The organism is Maribacter halichondriae (genome assembly GCF_027474825.1).
Lineage (GTDB): Bacteria > Bacteroidota > Bacteroidia > Flavobacteriales > Flavobacteriaceae > Meishania > Meishania halichondriae.
The window spans coordinates 3915784-3933821 of record NZ_CP107030.1; the positions used below are offsets into that span (position 1 = coordinate 3915784).

Here is an 18038-nt window from a genome sequence, read left to right on the forward strand (position 1 = left end):
TTATGGCACACATTTTCAAATGCATCGACGCCCACACCTGCGGCAATCCGGTCAGGGTAGTGGTCGAGGGTGGCCCTAAACTTAAAGGTGCTACCATGGTCGAAAAACGCCAACATTTTTTGCGGGAATACGATTGGATCCGCAAGGGACTTATGTTCGAACCCCGGGGCCATGATATGATGAGTGGTAGTATTTTTTATCCTCCCGCAAATCCTGAGAACGATTTCGGTATTCTTTTTATAGAAACCAGCGGATGTCTGCCCATGTGTGGTCATGGAACTATTGGGGCTATTACCATCGGCATTGAAGAAGGGTTGATACAGCCTAAAACTCCGGGTAAAGTCAGAATGGAAACCCCAGCGGGACTAGTTCAAATCGATTACCAACAAACTGGAAAAAAGGTCGATTGGGTAAAACTGACCAATGTAAAATCGTATTTGGCCGCTTCCGAATTGACCATCGAAAGTTCAGATCTGGGCGAATTGGTTTTTGACGTTTCCTACGGCGGTAATTTTTACGCCATTGTGGACCCTCAAAATAATTTTTCCGGAATACAGGATTTCTCGGCAAGCAAACTGATTCAATTCAGTCAAGAGTTACGCCAGAAGATCAACCAAAAATATCCCAATAAATTCATTCATCCCGAAGATGATACCATTCGCGATGTAAGCCACATGTTGTGGACAGGGAATGCGATTTCCCCTAAAGCAACGGCGCGAAACGCGGTTTTTTATGGAGACAAGGCGATTGACCGTTCCCCTTGTGGCACCGGAACTTCAGCGCGAATGGCCCAATGGCATGCGAAAGGCAAATTAAAGGTTGGCGAGGAGTTCATCCATGAAAGTTTTATAGGTTCACAATTTATTGGAAGAATTGAAGAGGAAACAACCTTGGCGGGCATTAAGGCTATTGTACCTAGTATTCAGGGTTGGGCCAAAATATATGGGCAGAACACGATTACTATCGATGACGATGATCCCTATGCCCACGGATTTCAAGTGATTTAAAAATGAGTAAGAACATCATTATTATAGGAGGGGGAATCGTAGGGCTGAGCTCTGCGTACTATCTTCAAAAAGAAGGCCACCAAGTAACCGTAATCGACAAGTCGGATATCACGTCGGGAGCTTCCTTTGTGAATGCAGGATATCTTACGCCTAGTCATATCATTCCCTTGGCATCCCCTGGTAAAATTGCGCAGGGCATTAAATGGATGTTCAATTCCTCGAGTCCATTTTATATGAAACCCCGATGGGATGTGGATTTCTTCAAATGGTCGTGGTATTTCCATAAATCCTCTACCAGGGAAAAAGTGGAAAAGGCAATCCCCGTTATCAAGGACGTCAATTTGTTCAGTCGTGATCTTTTTGAGGAAATGAAAGCCTCTGGCGATATGGGCGATTTTCATTTGGAGCGTCGCGGATTGCTTATGCTCTACCAAACCGATACGGCTTATGAACATGAGATGGAGGTTGCCCGAAAAGTAAGTTATTTGGGATTGGAAGTTTCCGAATTGAATAAATCGCAATTGGATAGGTTAGAACCCAAGATTAAAATCAACGCCAAAGGAGCCATTCACTATGAATGCGATGGGCATACCACTCCGACCGAACTAATGCCCAAGCTTTTGAAATATTTACGAGATTCGGGAGTTGTTGTGCGGACCAATGAAGAAGTGTTGGATATATCGGTAAAAAATGGTGTGGTAAAAGAACTAGTTACTTCTCTTGGCACATATCAGACCGATCAAGTAGTGCTCGCCGCTGGTTCGTGGAGCGGGAACCTTTCGAAAAAATTACAGATAAATCTACCACTACAACCTGGAAAAGGGTATCGTATCAACATACATCGACCTTTGGGCATTTCAATGCCTGCGATTTTAATGGAACGCAATATGGCCGTAACCCCAATGCAGGGATTCACTCGATTTGCAGGAACTATGGAGTTTTCGGGCATTAATACTGTTGTCAGAAAAGAAAGAGTTCTGGCCATTGCCAATGGCGCCAAAACCTTTTATCCAGAATTGGAAATTACCCAAGAGGAAATCGATGATGCCAAAACGGGCATGCGTCCCGTATCTCCCGACGGGTTACCTTACATTGGAAAATCCAGCAAACTCAAAAACCTGACCTTTGCTACCGGCCACGCAATGATGGGTTGGAGCTTAGGTCCCGCCACAGGAAAACTGGTTTCAGAAATCATCGATGGTAAGAAAACATCCATGGATATTTCCGCATTTGATCCCAATCGAAAATTTTAGCAGGAAGAATCCCCTATAATTTTCCATTCCCCATTGATCCTTTTGAAAACAATCATAAACGTTCCGTTGGCATCACCAACTTCTCGGGTTAAAAAATAACTGCCCATGACCCAGTAGGCATCGGCATTGATTTGGGTAATGTTGGCGATTTCAAAATTCAGCTTCCCGATTTCTTTTTCTGTGGGATAGTTCTTTTTGTAGTTTGCCAAGGTGGTCTGCCATCCTTTTGTTATTCTTCCCCGGCTGAAATAGGTAAGTTCATCCGATTTCCAATAACCTGCCATAAAACTTTCCAGGTCATTGTTCGACCAGGCTTTTTGTTGCTGGTCAAGAATGGTACGAATTGCGGTTATATCATCCGTTGCTGTCGGGGCATTTGTTTTACAGGATAAAAAGAAAAAGATTGCCAATGCGAGTATAAGTTTTTTCATGTTTTTGTTTTTCCCGAAAATAGCGAATAAAAAGAAAAGGCCCAGACAAAAATGTCGAGGCCGATTTCAAATTATTTCAGTTACCTACTAATCGTTCGAAAGAATACTCAAAATATACCAGAACAATAACATCAAAGAGGCGAACAGGCCTAAAGAAGCGGCGACATGTTGATGTTTTTGGTATTTATGGATCATGTTCGAGGTCTGGTATAAGATTGAGCCAGAGGCCAAAACGACCATACCTACACTGAACCAAAGTCCGAGATTAAAACCGAACAACGTACCTGCTATGATCAATCCCAATGCGATACAGAATCCGACGGCAAGGGCAGATTTCAGAAATGAAAAGTCTTTCTTGGTCAAAAACACAATGGCAGAAAGTCCTGTAAATAGGGATAAAGTCAGAATGGCAGCTTGATTTAGAATATCGAATGCGCCTTCACCAGCCATCATCATTGCTATGAAAATCAAAGGAATAAATATAAAGGCCTCGGCGATGACATATAGGATCAACCCGGCGTAATGCATATTTGTATTGTCGCTTTTCAGTGCCATACGCTCGGCATAGTTGGTAACTAGCATGAAACCTCCTAGAAGCAATAACCAACTGATACCACCTGTCAATGAAAGTGCCAATTCGACAATGACATCGATTTGAAAGAACAAAGTTTCGACAAATATGAACAGCAATACGGTGCCTGCCAAATGTGCGTATGTTTTTTTGTAAAAGGCTACGCGTTCGACATCGGTAAGTTGACCTACCATTTGAATGTTGGAATTTTGATGATTTTCCATAAAGACTTGGGTTTTTAAAATCGTTTAAGTTAATGGAACGTCGGTATCGAAATGAAAATTGCTTTTAACGGACGAATGGACAATTTTTTCGTTTTATCACCAAATTTGCAGGCAAAATGCTAACCTCTTTCCTATGGGAATCACGAGTGAAACAAAACTTTGCTATCTTGGTATTAGATTAAGATATATCCTAAAACGCGTGAACTATTATAGCGTAATTCACAAAATTAAGAATAGAAAAATATGAGACTATTTAAGACCGAAAACGGGGCAGTCGTAGCGTTTGAGGGTGTTTATTATATAAGAAGGGAAATCGATTGGAATCGTTTCATTAATCGAAAAAACCTTTACCAAATCGTAAAGCAAGAATTGAAGGATTTTTTACCAATTGGAGCATTTGATCAAGAAAAACATCATATCGCCCCAATTCAAAATCAAGAAATATGGGCCTCTGGCGTAACCTATATGCGCAGCAAACAAGCCCGAATGGAAGAGTCAAAAGATGCCGGTGGAGGCACATTTTATGATAAAGTGTACGATGCCGAACGACCTGAGCTTTTTTTAAGGCAACACCTAGCAGAACGGTCGGCAATCACGGTACGGTTCGAATTCGCAAAGATTCCACTTGGGATGTGCCGGAACCTGAATTGACACTTTTTGTAACCTCGGAGGGAAGTATCGAGGGCTATTCCATAGGTAATGATATGAGCTCTCGCAGTATAGAAGGAGAAAATCCGTTGTATTTGCCTCAAGCTAAAACATATGATGGTTGTGCAGGGTTGGGTCCTTGTATCTATGTTCCTGAAAATTCTATTGATCCCAATACCATGATACGTCTAGAAATCTTAAGGAAGGGGAAAATCGAGTTTAAAGGGGAAATCTCCATTAGCAATATGAAACGAAAACATCAAGAATTGGTTGATTTTCTATTTCGGGAATGTAGCTTCCCAAACGGGGTCTTTTTAATGACAGGTACGGGCATAGTTCCTCCAGATGAATTCACTTTACAATCTGATGACGAGGTGCGCATCAGCATTGAAAACATAGGAACTTTGATAAATTATGTTGCCTAGCCTATTTACTTTTAGAGAAGTGAAATGAAAAATAGTTTTACATTTTTTTTAATAATACTGGGATTGGTTTCCTGTAGAAGCGATGTGAAAAAAGAGGAGAATACTGTAGTGACGCATCGCCCGAACGTTATCTATATTTTGGCCGATGATCTTGGGTATGGGGATTTGGGTTGTTATGGGCAGGAAAAAATCAAAACTCCTATAATCGACGAAATGGCTCAAAACGGCATGAAATTTACCAGTCATTATGCCGGAAATACCGTTTGTGCCCCTTCAAGAGCATCTTTGATGACCGGACTCCACCAAGGGCATGCCCCTGTCAGGGGAAACAGGAACAATATTTTGGGAGCGGATGATATTACACTCGCCCGATTATTCAAGAGCAACGGGTACAAAACTGCTATGATCGGTAAATGGGGCCTTGGTGAAATCGGTTCGTCAGGCGAACCCAATAAACAGGGCTTCGATTCCTATTTTGGATATTTGAACCAGATTCATGCACATAATTACTACACGGATTATCTCATCAAAAATGGAGACAGTATTCCGTTGGACAATATAATAGTTAAGCAGACCGAGGGTTATGCGAAAGGCATTGGCCAAGCCGCAACCATCAAAAAAGACTATTCTCATTCAATGTTTATCCAAGAGGCACTGAGCTTCATAGGCAGTGACCATGAAAAACCATTTTTTCTTTATCTACCCTTGACCATTCCCCATGCTAACAATGAGGGACATTTAACGGCCGAACATGGTATGGAAGTACCCGATTTGGGTATGTACGAAAATGAAGATTGGCCCGAGGTGGAAAAGGCCAAAGCTGCCATGATTAGTTTATTGGATGCCGATGTGGGTCGAATTCTCGACATACTGAAATCGAAAGGTTTGGATGAAAACACGCTGGTAATTTTCACAAGTGACAATGGTCCGCACCAAGAAGGTGGAGTTAATCCTGACTTTTTTGATTCAAACGGAGAATTACGTGGTATCAAACGTGATTTGTATGAGGGCGGTATTCGCGTGCCTTTTATCGCACAATGGAAAGGAAAGATTAAGCCAAATTCCACTTCAGATTTGTCGACAGCCTTTTGGGATATTATGCCCACGTTTTCAGAATTGGTAGGCGCAAATCTTACGGGAAGTACTGATGGAATTTCGTTTTTGCCAACGCTTATGGGCGAAGTTGATTCGCAAATGGAACATGATTATCTCTATTGGGAGTTCGCCGAAGGCGACCACGATGCGCAGGCAGTTCGCAGTGGGGATTGGAAACTGTTGCATATCTATAAAAGTGATACCTGGGAACTTTATAATCTCTCAACGGATATAGGTGAAAACAAGAATGTAATCGATGAAAACAGAGAAATCTTTGAACGGTTGAAAGGATTTATGGAGAAAGCCCATCGATTCGACGCCGATTACCCATTACAAGGAGAGCCCAATGCCTAATGCACCTTCTCTTTTTTGAGTTTTGAAATTGCCCTGGCTTTCTTGACCTCCATTTTTTTCAACATCCAATCTGGGTAGTCAGAGCCATCTTCCGCTTCATAGATCTGTAAAAGTTGGCCTTCTCTTGGTTTTTTCAACTCATCGGGGTGTTTGCCTAATATGATTGCCGCCGTATCGACACCCGAATGTGATGCACCCGCGACGCCATGTGATAAGATACTTGCACCACAGAGATAGAGGTTCTCAATTTCACTTTTGGCCTTATACGCAAACGGACCGATATGTTTCAGACTTTTTTCGGTGCCATATACATTACCTAGCGTGGTATTGATATAATATTCGTTGGTTATTGGTGTGCCTAACTCGGCATGTACAATGTGTTGGCTGATTCCCGGCAACGCTTTATCCATGCCGTTGATCATTTTTTCGGTCAAACGGGTTTTGAATTTTAAATAAGCTTCGGAACGTTGCTCTTTTTCATCCTTAAAATTCTCAAAGGCACTGTAATCGATAAACGTTATCGCTTCAAAACAATGGTGCTTACCATCGAAGCTCGTAGGGTCCTTTAGCGTAGTACAGCTTATGAACATTCCTTCAAAAGCTTCCCCTTTCGAAATATCGGTATTGAGAGCGTTGTCATAATATTCATCGGCATCTTTATTGGGCATCATCCAGATGTTGCCGGAATCCATTCCCAATTGGCGGACATCAGTATCAACGGTCAAGAATAGCATCAATGAGGTACAGGAATACTTCGTTTTTTCAAGTTTTTTTGAAGCTTGGCACTCAAGTGCTGCTTTCCTATTAAATTCAAATAGGTAATTCCCGGATCGGCATTGGAAATTATTCGTTCAGCAAAGACTTTTGTGCCATCTCCCAATTGTACTCCGATTGCCTTTTTTTCTTGCTCTCCTTCCAAAAGAATTTTTAGTACGGTAGTGCTGGTTCGAATTTCACTTCCGTATTTCTTTATGGTATTTGTCATCGACTTTATCAAGGCACCGCCTCCGCCCATTGGATAATATCCACCTTGAAAATAGTGGTTCATCAATGCCGCATGTAACGGAAAGGCCGCTTTTCTAGGTTGAACGCCATGGTCGCCACATTGAATGTTAAGAATATTGCGCAACAAGGGGTCTTTGATATGCCAACCGATAACTTTACGAAGGCTAAAAAGGGCGTATTTCCCAAAATGTCTGGTGCGGTAGGGTAAGGTCAATTTTTGCCAAAACCCTTTGATATAAGGCATTGAAAACAACTCTTTGCTTACTTTTTTAAGAAGGTTCAGGTATTTTCGAATTCGTTTCTTTTCCTTGGGAAAACGTTCGGAAAGTCTATCGATGAGTTGTTCGAAATTCGCCGGATAATCAAAGCGATGTTCACCGATATGAACGTGTTCATACGCGTCGGGATTCATTCTAAAAAAAACAAGCTCATTGGCAATTTCCAATCCACGGTACAAGTCGTTGGTTGCCTCTCCTTCCCCTAAAAGACCTACATAGTGTACGCCCGGGGTAAAGCGATGTCCATTAAGATAAAAGCTGTGGCACCATCCTCCTGGAACATCATGTTGCTCCAAAACAAGAACCTTCTGTCCTTCACGGGCCAAACAGATAGCCGCAGCCAAGCCTCCGGCGCCCGAACCTATAATAATGGTATCATATACCTTTGATGGACTCTTTGAAGAAGTATCGTTCAATGGGATTTTTTTCAAAGTTAGCTATTTCAAAACTTTGGCAATAGCTTCCTCGACCATGGGCTCCATGACTTTATATCCCTCAACGGTGGGATGAACCTCATCTTCCGCATACTTTTTTGGGAGTCCGTTACGATCATCAACCATTTCTGAAAAATAGTCCAAATAGATATGCCCGTTGGCTTTGGCATATTCTTGAATCATTTTATTGAGGGCGGGAATCTTTTCATTGGGCTTCAATCCGGGGCGCCACGGATAATCGAAGGCCGGTAGAACGGAAGACAACACCACTTTGATATTATTTTGATGGGCAAGTTCGGCCATCGATTGCATATTGTCCATAATCTGTTCCAAGGTCATTGGGCCGGTATTACCCGCTATATCGTTCGTGCCTGCTAAAATTACGACCACTTTGGGCTGCAGGTCGATTACATCTTGACGAAAACGTAACAACATTTGGGGTGTAGTCTGTCCGCTGATACCTCGATTGATATACGGTTTTCCTTGAAAGAATCCAGGGCGACTGTTCAACCAACCTATTGTAATGGAATTGCCCATAAAAACGACGCGGTCTTCATCTTCCGAAGGAGGAACCACATTTTGATTGGCTTCCTTAAAATGTCCCAAAGCGGCCCAGTCTTGAGCCTGTACCATATTCGATAGCCCCATTATTGCAATCAATATCAAAAAAGCGGTTTTTGAATGTTTCATATAGCCCAGTTGTTTTCAATATTTAGCAGATTTTCCATTTGCCAATGTGTTTTTAATAAAATCCCGAATGTCATCATTTGCATTTTGAAGATCTTCGCGACGTAGGTACATCATATGACCGCTGCGATATCCTTTGAAATCAAAACGGTCTTTCATCCGCCCACTAGGGTCTACCTGCCACATAAGATACTTCGCGTTGAAATAAGTCGTAGCTCCGTCATAATACCCTGATTGTACCAAAACATTAAGGTAGGGATTCTGTGCCATCGCCTGTCTTAGGTCTTCACGTGTGGTTTCGTCGTCATTGTCCCAAGGATGGACCGGACCGAACATATTGTATTTGATGTCAGTCTTAAAATTCAGCTCTTCCTGTAAATAATAATTGATGGCAGGCGTGAAGCTATGTAGCCAAGAAGTGAGTTCGGCACTGTAATCGGGCCGAAGACCTTCTAATTGTTTGTCGATACCCAAATATCGGGAGTCCAGTCTCCCAATATTATAACCACCTTTCTCTTTTAAAAGATTTTTCCAAAAGTAGGGGGTGGGTACGGCGAGATTTTGGTCGAGGATATCTTTTTTGGGCAATCCTGAATAATAGGCCATTTTTTCCGCCACCGCATCGCGTTCGGCATCGTCAATGAATCCGCCTTTCGCCATCGCTGGAATTAGCGTATTGACCGTATACTCCTCTGATTCGGGAAGAACTTCCAACAAGTCTTTATTCTGTAATTCAGCGGGCAACGCTTTATGGTGCCATGCCGCTGCCGTATAATAGGGTAGTTTGATGGCATCGGAAACAGGCCCTCCGTTTCGTATTATCGTGTAATCGGCAGGGGATACCAAAATAACGCCATTGAGGTACATCCACTGTTCGTTTTGTAATGCCAGTGAGAGCCCCATCACCCTTGGACCACCATAACTTTCGCCTATCAGATATTTTGGCGAACTCCAGCGATTATTACGCGTAACAAAAGTGTTCAGCCATTCCGCCAGGTATTTGATATCGGCATTGATTCCGAAGAATTTTTTACGATCTTCCTTTTCCAATTTTTCGGGTATTGTACGCGAATAGCCTGTATTCGCCGGATTCACATATACAATATCGGTAACATCCAAAACCGAAAACGGATTTTCCTTTACACCATAAGGTTGTATTGGATAGCCTTCGTCGTCGATTTTTAAGGTTCTTGGTCCGGTATAGGCCAAGTGCATCCAAACGGAACCGGAACCTGGGCCTCCGTTAAAAGAAATTAATAAAGGTCTTGACGCTCTATCTTTAACATTGTTACGAGTGTAATAGGTATAATGTAACGAAGCGATGGGTTGGCCTTCTTCGTCCCAAACCGGCTGTGTGCCCACCTTGGCGGTATAACTTATCGGGGTGCCATTAATATTTACGCTGTGTTGCGAAGTAACGACGGTGTCGACCGGCAGTTTTCGTTCTTGGGAAATCGTAGTTAGCACAAAGAGAAGGGTAAAAGGGAGTATAATTTTTTTCATGAATTCTATTTTTGTCTCGCCTTAAAAATATGAATTTTGAACTATACAAACCACGGGGAACTGCTAAGATTCGGTATATTAACGGGAAAGACCCCCTTGCAGGTGAAATCATGCTCAAACTATAGGGCACACTCATTATTAAAACCGATTTTGGCATTCACTTTTCAGGTGTTGCGAATCGATATCGCCTTCTCACCTAATGTTCTGGCGCAGTCCTTTTTAAAAACGGTTGTGCTTTGGTCACCTCTTCGGAAAGTACGTTTCTAAATATGTTCGCATCAAAAGCTATTTTGGATTTTACCAAGGTGGAATTATTTCGAAATTGAATACTATCGAGCCATGGTACTTCCCAATCAGTGGCCGTGGCCTTGATCAATTCCATTTGAGGAATTATATGTTGCTTTATAAAAACGTTGCGGTCGAAGACGATGTCATCGTTTTTTGATAAAAGGGATACCGAGACACTTATCTCTATCATCCATGCGCGAAAAAGATCGGGATTTTTAAAACTCTCCTTAAAAACTTCGAGGTACTCCTGTAGTCCAAGATAAACACTGGCTGCCTCATATCTAGCTCGTACGGCTAGTATTGCACTTGAATCACTTTGGTCCAAATCACTTAGAATAGGGCCAACCAGCGCATATTGTAACATTAGAAGAAGATGATGTTCATCCATCCGCTCCACATGGAGTCCGTCCATAGCTACCATTAGCCTATTTTTTAAACCAATACAATTCTTTGTTAAGGCCGAATCATAACGTAGAGCTTCGCTCAGGTTTTGCCATAACCAATCAAATTCAAGGGATTTTTCATTACGGATTTTCGCAATTTCGTTATCCTTTGCGTTCGGGCGGTCTATCGAATTAAGTAACGCATCATACTTTGAGCCGTTGTATAACAGAACAGGCTCAGCCTTCTTGAAGAATCCCCTCGCTTTTGCAAAAAAGTATTTTCTGTTTTCTTCGTTATCACTTTTCAATAGACTATCAATATATACGGAGCAGGAAGCGAGTTGATCTATATAAACCAATTCTACATTTTTGCCAATATGCACCGAACCTTGTACCGCCATGAACTTTTTTTGTTTATCGCAACCTATCACAAGAAAAAGGAGAACCCAACCAATAAAGCCCGCCTTGATATACTTAAACTTAACTCCGTACATGCTTTAACTTCTAAAAAGACAAAATTAGAAGTGTATCATTAAGACAATCTTAGTTGAATATTTTTAATTGATGATGTAAAGGTTATCCATATTATGTTTAGGTAAAGACGTTCTACGCTCATAATTTCTCCGCATAACAAAACTGTTTTCTGAAAAAGGGCAAAGTGTAAAACCTTCAAGAATCTGTAAAACAAATAGTTACGATATTTTTTACATTAAGTTCAAATTGGATTAACAAGTTGGCTACGTAAATTTTTTGATTATTTCACATTGTAACATTTCGTTAAACCTCTCTTAATCTAATCACAAAATCTAGCTAACACACTTTGCACAATGCCTAAGTAGTTTGTCAAGAACCTTAAAACTTTATAAAATGAAAATGATTAAAAAAATTATGCTATGCGCCGTCGTCGTAGCTTTTGCATCTTGTGAAAAGCTCGAAGATTTTACCGGAGACATTTCGTCTGGAGGAAATGATTCAGAGGGTACCATCTTCGAAAACAAATCCGCATTGGAGCCCTTGGTGGCCGTACAGTCGCAATTCAATTTTGTAAAAGCCTATTCCTTGATAAGTTCTACCGACGTGCTTGAAGATGATTTCAGGCTCGTAGGAGCCCAAGATGGTGCTGGGTTTTTGAGAGATGGCGATGGCTATATTTATGTCGTGAATGCGGAAGATGATTATGCGATAAGTAGAATTCATCTCGATAGAAATTTAAACCCGACCGGGGGAGAATGGCTTTTAAACTCAGGAGTGGAAGATTATGCCCGTCAATGTTCGGGCGTGTTCAAAAAGTGATGATCCGATTGAAAACAAAAGCGAAAGTGGCGAGGAGAATAAGCCTAATATTGTCGAACTGGCACAATACGTTAATCAACTGAGCACCTTGATCGATGTTCTCGAACGCTCAGACGCTAGTATCTCAGAGATGCTTCGGGCGGAAGGTGCAATGACCGTATTCGTGCCAACAAACAATGCTTTCAAGGCCTTTCTATCCCAATTGGAAGATTTCGAATCCATAAAGGATTTCGATGAAGTTTCAGAAAAACAATTATTGGCGACAATCTTAGAATACCATATTGTAACCGATGCCGCCTATTTCTCCGATAACCTTTCCGATGCAAAGGTCTTGACTACACTTCAGACCGAAGAACTGACAATTAACTTAGTTACCGATGTTTTGGTTCAAGATAAGACGGAAGAAACTGCGGCAGTACTGAATGCTGATAATGAAGCCTCGAACGGTGTTGTCCATATTATCGATAAAATACTTTTGCCACAGGAAGTTTTGGATGAGTTGTTTCCAAAGCCGACTATTTTTGAAATTATCGAAAGTCAGGATGATTTATCGCTATTTCGTGACGCTATCGTAAAAACAGGACTTCACACAATCCTTAAGGAAGAAGCCCCCCTGACCGTTTTTGCGCCGACCAACCAGGCCATCGAGGTCCTTTTCGATGTACTTGGCGAAGAATTTACAGGACTTGACGATTTTGACAATTCCGTTTACATTGAAGTATTGCGACAACTATTGTTATACCATATAGTTCCTGGAAATTTTGCTTCCAATGACTTTGAACCAGGTATGTTGGAAACTTTATTGACGGATGAGTCTATAGAAATTATCCCTTCCGAAAATACTTTTATTATAGGGGATGCCTCTGCGTTCAACGCAAACCTACTATCTGTTGACCAATTGGCCTCAAATGGAATAATACACAGTATTGATAGAATATTGATTCCACAAAGTGTCATCGATTTTATAAGGTCGGCAAAGTAAAATAATTCAAAAGACTTAAAATTTTTCAAAAACTCCCAATCCGAATAAAGCAAAATCATATTTTACGGGATCATCGGGGTCTAGTCTCTGTAGTTTTTCGTCCAATTCGACCAAGGCCTTGGCATCATTTTGTTTCCGTTTTAGCAACTTAAGTTTTCGAGCCACGTTGCCGGAATGCACATCAAGCGGACATGATAATTGAGAAGGGGCGATACTTTTCCATAATCCAAAATTTACTCCGGTGCGGTTGTCACGAACCATCCAACGCAAGAACATATTGGTGCGCTTGGCCGCAGAACCTTTCAATGGATCGCTGATATGCTTTGTTGTTCTTGCAGGATGGGGAAGTTCGAAAAAAGTCTTTTTAAAAGTAGAAATAGAGGCTTGTAGGTTATCTTTTTTTGCTTCCTTGGAAAACACTGCTTCCAGACCATCATGCTGTTGGTAAATATTTTGTAACCCCCGTATGAAATAGGTAAGGTCGTTGCCGTTAAAAGTCCGATGTACAAAATCCTTTAGTGTTTCTAGCTCTTTTTGACTGTGGTTCATTATGAAGTCGTAGGGTGCATTTTCCAAAAGCAACATCATTTTTTCCGCGTTATTGATGATGCTTTTTCGATTTCCCCAGGCAATGGTAGCTGTTAGAAAGGCACTTATTTCTATATCCTCCTTTTGGGTAAACCGATGCGGAATTTGCAACGGGTCGCTCTCTAAAAAGCGAGGGTGATCGTACTGCTCCGCTTTAGCATCCAAAAACTCTTTAAGTTCTGTTTGGGTCATTCCAACGGGATATCTAGAACTTTCAAAATCAAGACCGGACCTACCAACAACAAATTGTAAACGGCATGCAGTGCTATGGCCCACAATAGACCAAAACGTACACGTATAAACCCTAAAAGTGCACCGACGCTTAACTGCGGCGAAACCAATAATGGGGATAACAAAAGTGTTGTCGAAGTGATTTCGAAGTTGGTCATGTGGTAAAATCCAAAAATCAATACCGAAGCGTAGAAAAAGAATTTGAAGTATTTTGACCCGTTAAAGAAAAATAAGGGGCCTCTGAATATAATTTCCTCGAGTATCGGAGCTATGAACACTGCACCAATGAAAAGAAAGTATAGCGGATATTTTTCAAGAGCCTCTTCAATGGCATGTTTACCAAAATCCAAGTCAAAGACAGTCTGTACCAAACTGACGAACAATCCTAAAATTATACTGAAAACCAAAGCTAAACCTAGAAGTTTTAAAAAAACAGAAAATCGGTAAGACCATTCTCGGTTTTCATCCTCCTTATAGATAGGGCTTTTCAAAAATTCCAATACATCATTCCACATACCGATATTTTTTGTCGAAGGACCTTTAGGTTAACGTTACAGGTTCTGAATTTGTAATACCCCCATCGACCATTACCAATTTGCGATCTGCAAGATTGGCCAATTCTTCATTATGCGTTACAATGACAAAAGTCTGTCCGAACTGGTCTCGCAACTGAAAAAAAAGCCGATGTAGATTATCAGCACTTTCAGAATCTAGGTTGCCACTGGGCTCATCGGCAAAAATAATCGAGGGATTATTGACCAAGGCCCTAGCCACGGCTACCCGCTGTTGCTCTCCACCGGAAAGTTCGCTGGGTTTGTGGTCATATCTTTCTTCTAGACCTAAGAAATCCAATAGTTCTTTAGCTTTTTTTTCGGCGTCGGTTTTAGAAGTTCCTTTTATAAATGCCGGTATACAGACATTCTCCAAGGCCGTAAATTCGGGTAATAGCTGATGGAATTGAAAAATAAACCCGATATGTTCATTGCGAAATTTGGCAATTTCCCTATCGGATAAATTGGTCACCTCAATACCGTTGATGACCAATGTACTATCCGCCTTGTTGGTCTGGGAGTCCAAGGTTCCCAAAATTTGCAAGAGGGTAGTTTTACCAGCACCCGATGCACCAACAATGGAAACCACTTCACTTTTTTTAATATGAAGGTCGACGCCTTTTAGTACATTAAGTTTACCATAAAACTTTTGAATATTAGTGGCCTTGATCATAGTCTAAAAATATAAAAGTTGAAAAGTAAACATTACGGTCAACACCTCAAAATTATTCGATAAGCACTATGGTTGAATTGATTACTTAATTATTGCGTTGGCAGTCTATTTCGTGCTATTTGTTATTTTGTTTGCCCATAATGTGAATTATACGTTAATTTCGGTAGAAGTCATTAGTAAATCAAATTATTGTTTAATATTTGAATAAAATATCTAAACAAAATAATGCTATAATATATGTCGCCATATAGAAACTTAGAGGAATACAATTTAGAGATTACCGATGAGGTTAAAAGTAGATATTCATCTATCATTGATGAAATAGGAGAAGATATTTCTCGAGAAGGCTTGGTCAAAACTCCTGAGCGCGCCGCCAAAGCCATGTTATTCTTAACACAGGGCTACAAACAAGATGCCGTTGAGATATTACAGGGTGCCATGTTCAAAGAAGATTATGACGATATGGTCATTATCAAGGATATTGAACTGTACTCACTATGCGAGCACCACATGCTTCCTTTTTTCGGGAAGGCACATGTCGCCTACATTCCAAACGGACATATTGTCGGTTTGAGCAAAATTCCCCGTGTCGTTGATGTTTTTGCAAGACGACTTCAAGTTCAAGAGCGATTGACGCATGATATTTTAGAGTGTATCAATGACACATTGAAACCCAAAGGGGTGGCCGTAGTGATCGAAGCGTCGCATATGTGCATGATGATGCGAGGAGTACAAAAACAGAATTCGGTGACAACCACATCAGGATTTCGCGGCCAATTTGAAAAAATAGAAACCCGTAATGAGTTCTTGAAACTCATCAGTTCGAACTTATCCTGAAAAAATGCAGGTTCAGGTTCAAAAAAGCCTAAGGAGTTTATAAAATAATTTTTGTATCCTCTACTGACTACTGACTACTGACTACTGACTACTTTTTTTGGCACTTTATTTGCTTCTATTTGACATGAACACTAATTTTAGATGATGTCAATAGAAAAAGACGATAAATATAAAAAACTCCTTTTAGGCCTTCTATTCGACGCTGTAGGGTTACTATCTTTTACCATTCCCTTGGTCGGAGAATTTTCCGATATTGTTTGGGCACCTCTGGCCGCCTGGTTGATGACACGTATGTACAAAGGGAAGATCGGACAGGAGCTGGAGTAATCACTTTTATAGAAGAAATTATTCCCGGCTTAGATGTTATTCCGACCTTTACGATTATGTGGTTGTACACGTATGTGTTCAAAGGTTCGAAGAAAGGTAAGGTTATCGATATCAAATAAGAGGTTGTGCGACGTTTCGTATTACACTCAGTGATTTCCTTAAGTTTTTTTACCGTAACACTTGTTACTTAAAAGTGCCGTAAAAAGTTCTAACTTTACGGGGTAACCAATTCATTGCTCCGTTTCATGCATAGAAGAAACTTTGTCAAGAAAACCATTTTGGGCACCATGGCCGGAGCCATTGGAACTGAAATTGTTTTTGGAAATCATATACTGGATGGGTATGTTCCCCTTGGCCTACAAGACCCCGACCCTTTTAAAATGTTCAATAAAGACCCGGAAATGGTTGTGTTGAACGACAAACCTTGGAATATGGAGGCCAGGGCACATTTGTTGGATGATAAGATTACGCCGAACAAGTTCATGTTTATCAGAAATAATGGAATAATCCCTGAAAAAATCGATGCTTCGAGCTGGACCCTTACCATCGATGGGGAATCGGCCCGACAGACTAAAACCTATACCTTGGCTGAATTGAAATCGAAATTCAAGCAGTATACCTATCAGCTCACTTTGGAATGTGGAGGAAACGGACGAAGTGAATTCGACCCTCCCGCAAAGGGGAATCAATGGACAATAGGTGCTGTCTCTTGTGCAACATGGACGGGTATTCGTTTACGAGATATTTTAGAGGATGTAGGAATAAAAAAGGATGCCGTTTACATAGGGTACCACGGCGCAGATATCCATTTAAGCCGAGACCCATTAAAAGAACCGATTTCTAGGGGAGCTCCTTTGGCAAAGGCCTTACAAGATGAAACACTTTTGGCTTTTCAGATGAACGGAGAAGAAATTCCTTTGGCACATGGGTATCCCTTACGTTTGGTCGCGGGTGGGTGGCCCGCTTCTGTTTCCGGTAAATGGGTGAATCGTATTAGTATACGCAATAAAGAACACGATGGTGAAAAAATGGGAGGTTCTTCATACCGCGTTCCCTGCAAACCTGTTGCTCCCGGTGAAAAAGTCAGCGATGGGGATATGTGTATTATAGAATCGATGCCGGTCAAATCTCTGATTACCTATCCCAAATCTGGGGCCACCTTTCCGAAATCGAAACGACTTGAAATCCGGGGCCATGCCTGGGCAGGAGAACTTGAAGTTTTAAAAATGGAATATTCCATTGATTTTGGGGCTACCTGGTCGGATTGCAAATTGGAAAAACCCATTAATCGATTAGCCTGGCAGCATTTTTCTGCCAGTATTCCCTTCACCGAAATAGGATATTATGAAGTATGGGCCAGGGCCACCGATTCGAAAGGAAAAGCACAACCGATGCTTTTGCCCGGTTGGAACCCCAAAGGATATTTGAACAACGCCTGTCACCGTATCGCGGTAAAAGTGATTTAATATGGATGATAAAGAAATCTATAAAAGTTCGCGGCGGTTGTATCGTTTTCTCATTGTTATGTGTGCCGTGGTCGTGGTTGCCTCGATTATCGGAATATATTTGTATTCGAATGACGAGGGAAGTGCACAAGGGTCTGCAAATAGCGAAGAATATACATCTGTTCCCGAAGATGATGATCCGAACAAAATCGTGGATGGTATTCATGTACGTACGGGATTTATAGAAGCTCCGGGAATGACGGAGACCATAAACAATTGCACGAACTGCCATTCTGCGCAATTGGTAATCCAAAATCGTATGAACGAAGAACGTTGGATTTCGACGATTCGTTGGATGCAGAAAACGCAAAATTTATGGGATTTAGGCGAAAATGAAAAAATTATAGTGGATTACCTTGTTACTAATTACCCTCCGGTTGAAAAGGGTAGGAGACAAGCGTTAACAGATGTCGAGTGGTATAAACTTGGGGAGTGATGTAAAAGAGAACCTTTTCTACGACCAAA

Annotated in this window: 20 protein-coding genes and 1 pseudogene; 11 read left to right on the forward strand and 10 right to left on the reverse strand. The window is 41.3% G+C overall.

The features are described 5' to 3' along the window. The first annotated feature begins 2 nt into the window (after positions 1-2). Together N8A86_RS18225 and N8A86_RS18230 are read left to right on the forward strand one after the other, a co-directional pair. Positions 3-1007: a 4-hydroxyproline epimerase gene (locus N8A86_RS18225; protein ID WP_273566669.1), complete on the forward strand. Its 1005-nt coding sequence runs from the start codon at positions 3-5 to the stop codon at positions 1005-1007. 2 nt (positions 1008-1009) lie between these two features. After that, complete coding sequence (locus N8A86_RS18230) at positions 1010-2260, forward strand: NAD(P)/FAD-dependent oxidoreductase (protein WP_273566670.1); 1251 nt, start codon at positions 1010-1012, stop codon at positions 2258-2260. Here the strand turns inward: N8A86_RS18230 and N8A86_RS18235 are convergent. Together N8A86_RS18235 and N8A86_RS18240 are read right to left on the reverse strand one after the other, a co-directional pair. Then, positions 2257-2691, reverse strand: a complete 435-nt coding sequence (locus N8A86_RS18235; RefSeq protein ID WP_273566671.1) for a YybH family protein — start codon at positions 2689-2691, stop codon at positions 2257-2259. The two genes, N8A86_RS18230 and N8A86_RS18235, sit on opposite strands and share 4 nt — an antisense overlap. 87 nt (positions 2692-2778) lie before the next feature. Beyond that, positions 2779-3486 (reverse strand): Bax inhibitor-1/YccA family protein, encoded by a 708-nt coding sequence (locus N8A86_RS18240; RefSeq protein WP_273566672.1) that lies wholly within the window; start codon positions 3484-3486, stop codon positions 2779-2781. Positions 3487-3729: 243 nt separating this feature from the next. Between N8A86_RS18240 and N8A86_RS18245 the strand changes: the two genes are divergently transcribed. The 3 genes from N8A86_RS18245 to N8A86_RS18255 are packed head-to-tail and all read left to right on the forward strand — an operon-like array spanning position 3730 to position 6008. Next, positions 3730-4137 (forward strand): hypothetical protein, encoded by a 408-nt coding sequence (locus tag N8A86_RS18245; protein ID WP_273566673.1) that lies wholly within the window; start codon positions 3730-3732, stop codon positions 4135-4137. Continuing rightward, positions 4119-4559, forward strand: coding sequence for a fumarylacetoacetate hydrolase family protein (locus N8A86_RS18250; RefSeq protein ID WP_273566674.1), 441 nt, complete (start codon positions 4119-4121; stop codon positions 4557-4559). Before N8A86_RS18245 ends, N8A86_RS18250 begins: the two co-directional genes overlap by 19 nt. 24 nt (positions 4560-4583) lie before the next feature. Then, positions 4584-6008, forward strand: coding sequence for an arylsulfatase (locus N8A86_RS18255; RefSeq protein WP_273566675.1), 1425 nt, complete (start codon positions 4584-4586; stop codon positions 6006-6008). Here N8A86_RS18255 and N8A86_RS18260 read toward each other — a convergent pair. The 5 genes from N8A86_RS18260 to N8A86_RS18280 all read right to left on the reverse strand — a co-directional run bounded on the left by N8A86_RS18260 (position 6005) and on the right by N8A86_RS18280 (position 10987). Beyond that, positions 6005-6742 (reverse strand): phytoene desaturase family protein, encoded by a 738-nt coding sequence (locus tag N8A86_RS18260; RefSeq protein WP_273566676.1) that lies wholly within the window; start codon positions 6740-6742, stop codon positions 6005-6007. The two genes, N8A86_RS18255 and N8A86_RS18260, sit on opposite strands and share 4 nt — an antisense overlap. Further along, complete coding sequence (locus N8A86_RS18265; RefSeq protein WP_273566677.1) at positions 6742-7722, reverse strand: phytoene desaturase family protein; 981 nt, start codon at positions 7720-7722, stop codon at positions 6742-6744. Before N8A86_RS18265 ends, N8A86_RS18260 begins: the two co-directional genes overlap by 1 nt. A gap of 6 nt (positions 7723-7728) precedes the next feature. Next, the gene (locus tag N8A86_RS18270; RefSeq protein WP_273566678.1) at positions 7729-8415 is read right to left on the reverse strand and encodes an SGNH/GDSL hydrolase family protein; all 687 of its coding nucleotides are present in this window, start codon (positions 8413-8415) and stop codon (positions 7729-7731) included. Positions 8416-8430: 15 nt separating this feature from the next. Next, complete coding sequence (locus N8A86_RS18275; RefSeq protein ID WP_273566679.1) at positions 8431-9915, reverse strand: S10 family peptidase; 1485 nt, start codon at positions 9913-9915, stop codon at positions 8431-8433. Positions 9916-10111: 196 nt separating this feature from the next. Further along, the gene (locus tag N8A86_RS18280) at positions 10112-10987 is read right to left on the reverse strand and encodes a hypothetical protein (protein WP_273566680.1); all 876 of its coding nucleotides are present in this window, start codon (positions 10985-10987) and stop codon (positions 10112-10114) included. Between the two features lie 466 nt (positions 10988-11453). Here N8A86_RS18280 and N8A86_RS18285 point away from each other — a divergent pair, with 466 nt between their 5' ends. Beyond that, positions 11454-11879, forward strand: a complete 426-nt coding sequence (locus tag N8A86_RS18285) for a hypothetical protein (RefSeq protein WP_273566681.1) — start codon at positions 11454-11456, stop codon at positions 11877-11879. Continuing rightward, on the forward strand, positions 11845-12861 hold the full coding sequence (locus N8A86_RS18290; protein ID WP_273566682.1) for a fasciclin domain-containing protein: 1017 nt from the start codon (positions 11845-11847) through the stop codon (positions 12859-12861). Before N8A86_RS18285 ends, N8A86_RS18290 begins: the two co-directional genes overlap by 35 nt. Positions 12862-12876: 15 nt before the next feature. On the opposite strand, the gene N8A86_RS18295 is transcribed toward N8A86_RS18290, so the two are convergent. From N8A86_RS18295 to N8A86_RS18305, 3 genes are read right to left on the reverse strand one after another with little or no spacing between them, the layout of a single operon-like run. Further along, positions 12877-13641, reverse strand: a complete 765-nt coding sequence (locus N8A86_RS18295; protein WP_273566683.1) for a TIGR02757 family protein — start codon at positions 13639-13641, stop codon at positions 12877-12879. Next, positions 13638-14195 carry a CPBP family intramembrane glutamic endopeptidase gene (locus N8A86_RS18300; protein ID WP_273566684.1) on the reverse strand — a complete coding sequence of 186 codons (558 nt, stop codon included), beginning with the start codon at positions 14193-14195 and terminating at the stop codon, positions 13638-13640. The genes N8A86_RS18295 and N8A86_RS18300 overlap by 4 nt, the downstream gene beginning before the upstream one ends. A gap of 25 nt (positions 14196-14220) precedes the next feature. Next, on the reverse strand, positions 14221-14904 hold the full coding sequence (locus N8A86_RS18305; protein WP_273566685.1) for an ABC transporter ATP-binding protein: 684 nt from the start codon (positions 14902-14904) through the stop codon (positions 14221-14223). Between the two features lie 237 nt (positions 14905-15141). On the opposite strand from N8A86_RS18305, the gene folE reads away from it, so the two are divergent. The 4 genes and pseudogenes from folE (at position 15142) to N8A86_RS18325 (ending at position 18009) form a co-directional block, all read left to right on the forward strand. Next, on the forward strand, positions 15142-15741 hold the full coding sequence (gene folE, locus N8A86_RS18310) for a GTP cyclohydrolase I FolE (RefSeq protein WP_273566686.1): 600 nt from the start codon (positions 15142-15144) through the stop codon (positions 15739-15741). Positions 15742-15885: 144 nt separating this feature from the next. Beyond that, a pseudogene (locus tag N8A86_RS18315) lies at positions 15886-16187 on the forward strand (hypothetical protein). Between the two features lie 126 nt (positions 16188-16313). Continuing rightward, positions 16314-17534 (forward strand): sulfite oxidase, encoded by a 1221-nt coding sequence (locus tag N8A86_RS18320; RefSeq protein WP_273566687.1) that lies wholly within the window; start codon positions 16314-16316, stop codon positions 17532-17534. Between the two features lies 1 nt (position 17535). Beyond that, positions 17536-18009: a monoheme cytochrome C gene (locus N8A86_RS18325; protein WP_273566688.1), complete on the forward strand. Its 474-nt coding sequence runs from the start codon at positions 17536-17538 to the stop codon at positions 18007-18009. Positions 18010-18038: the final 29 nt, after the last annotated feature.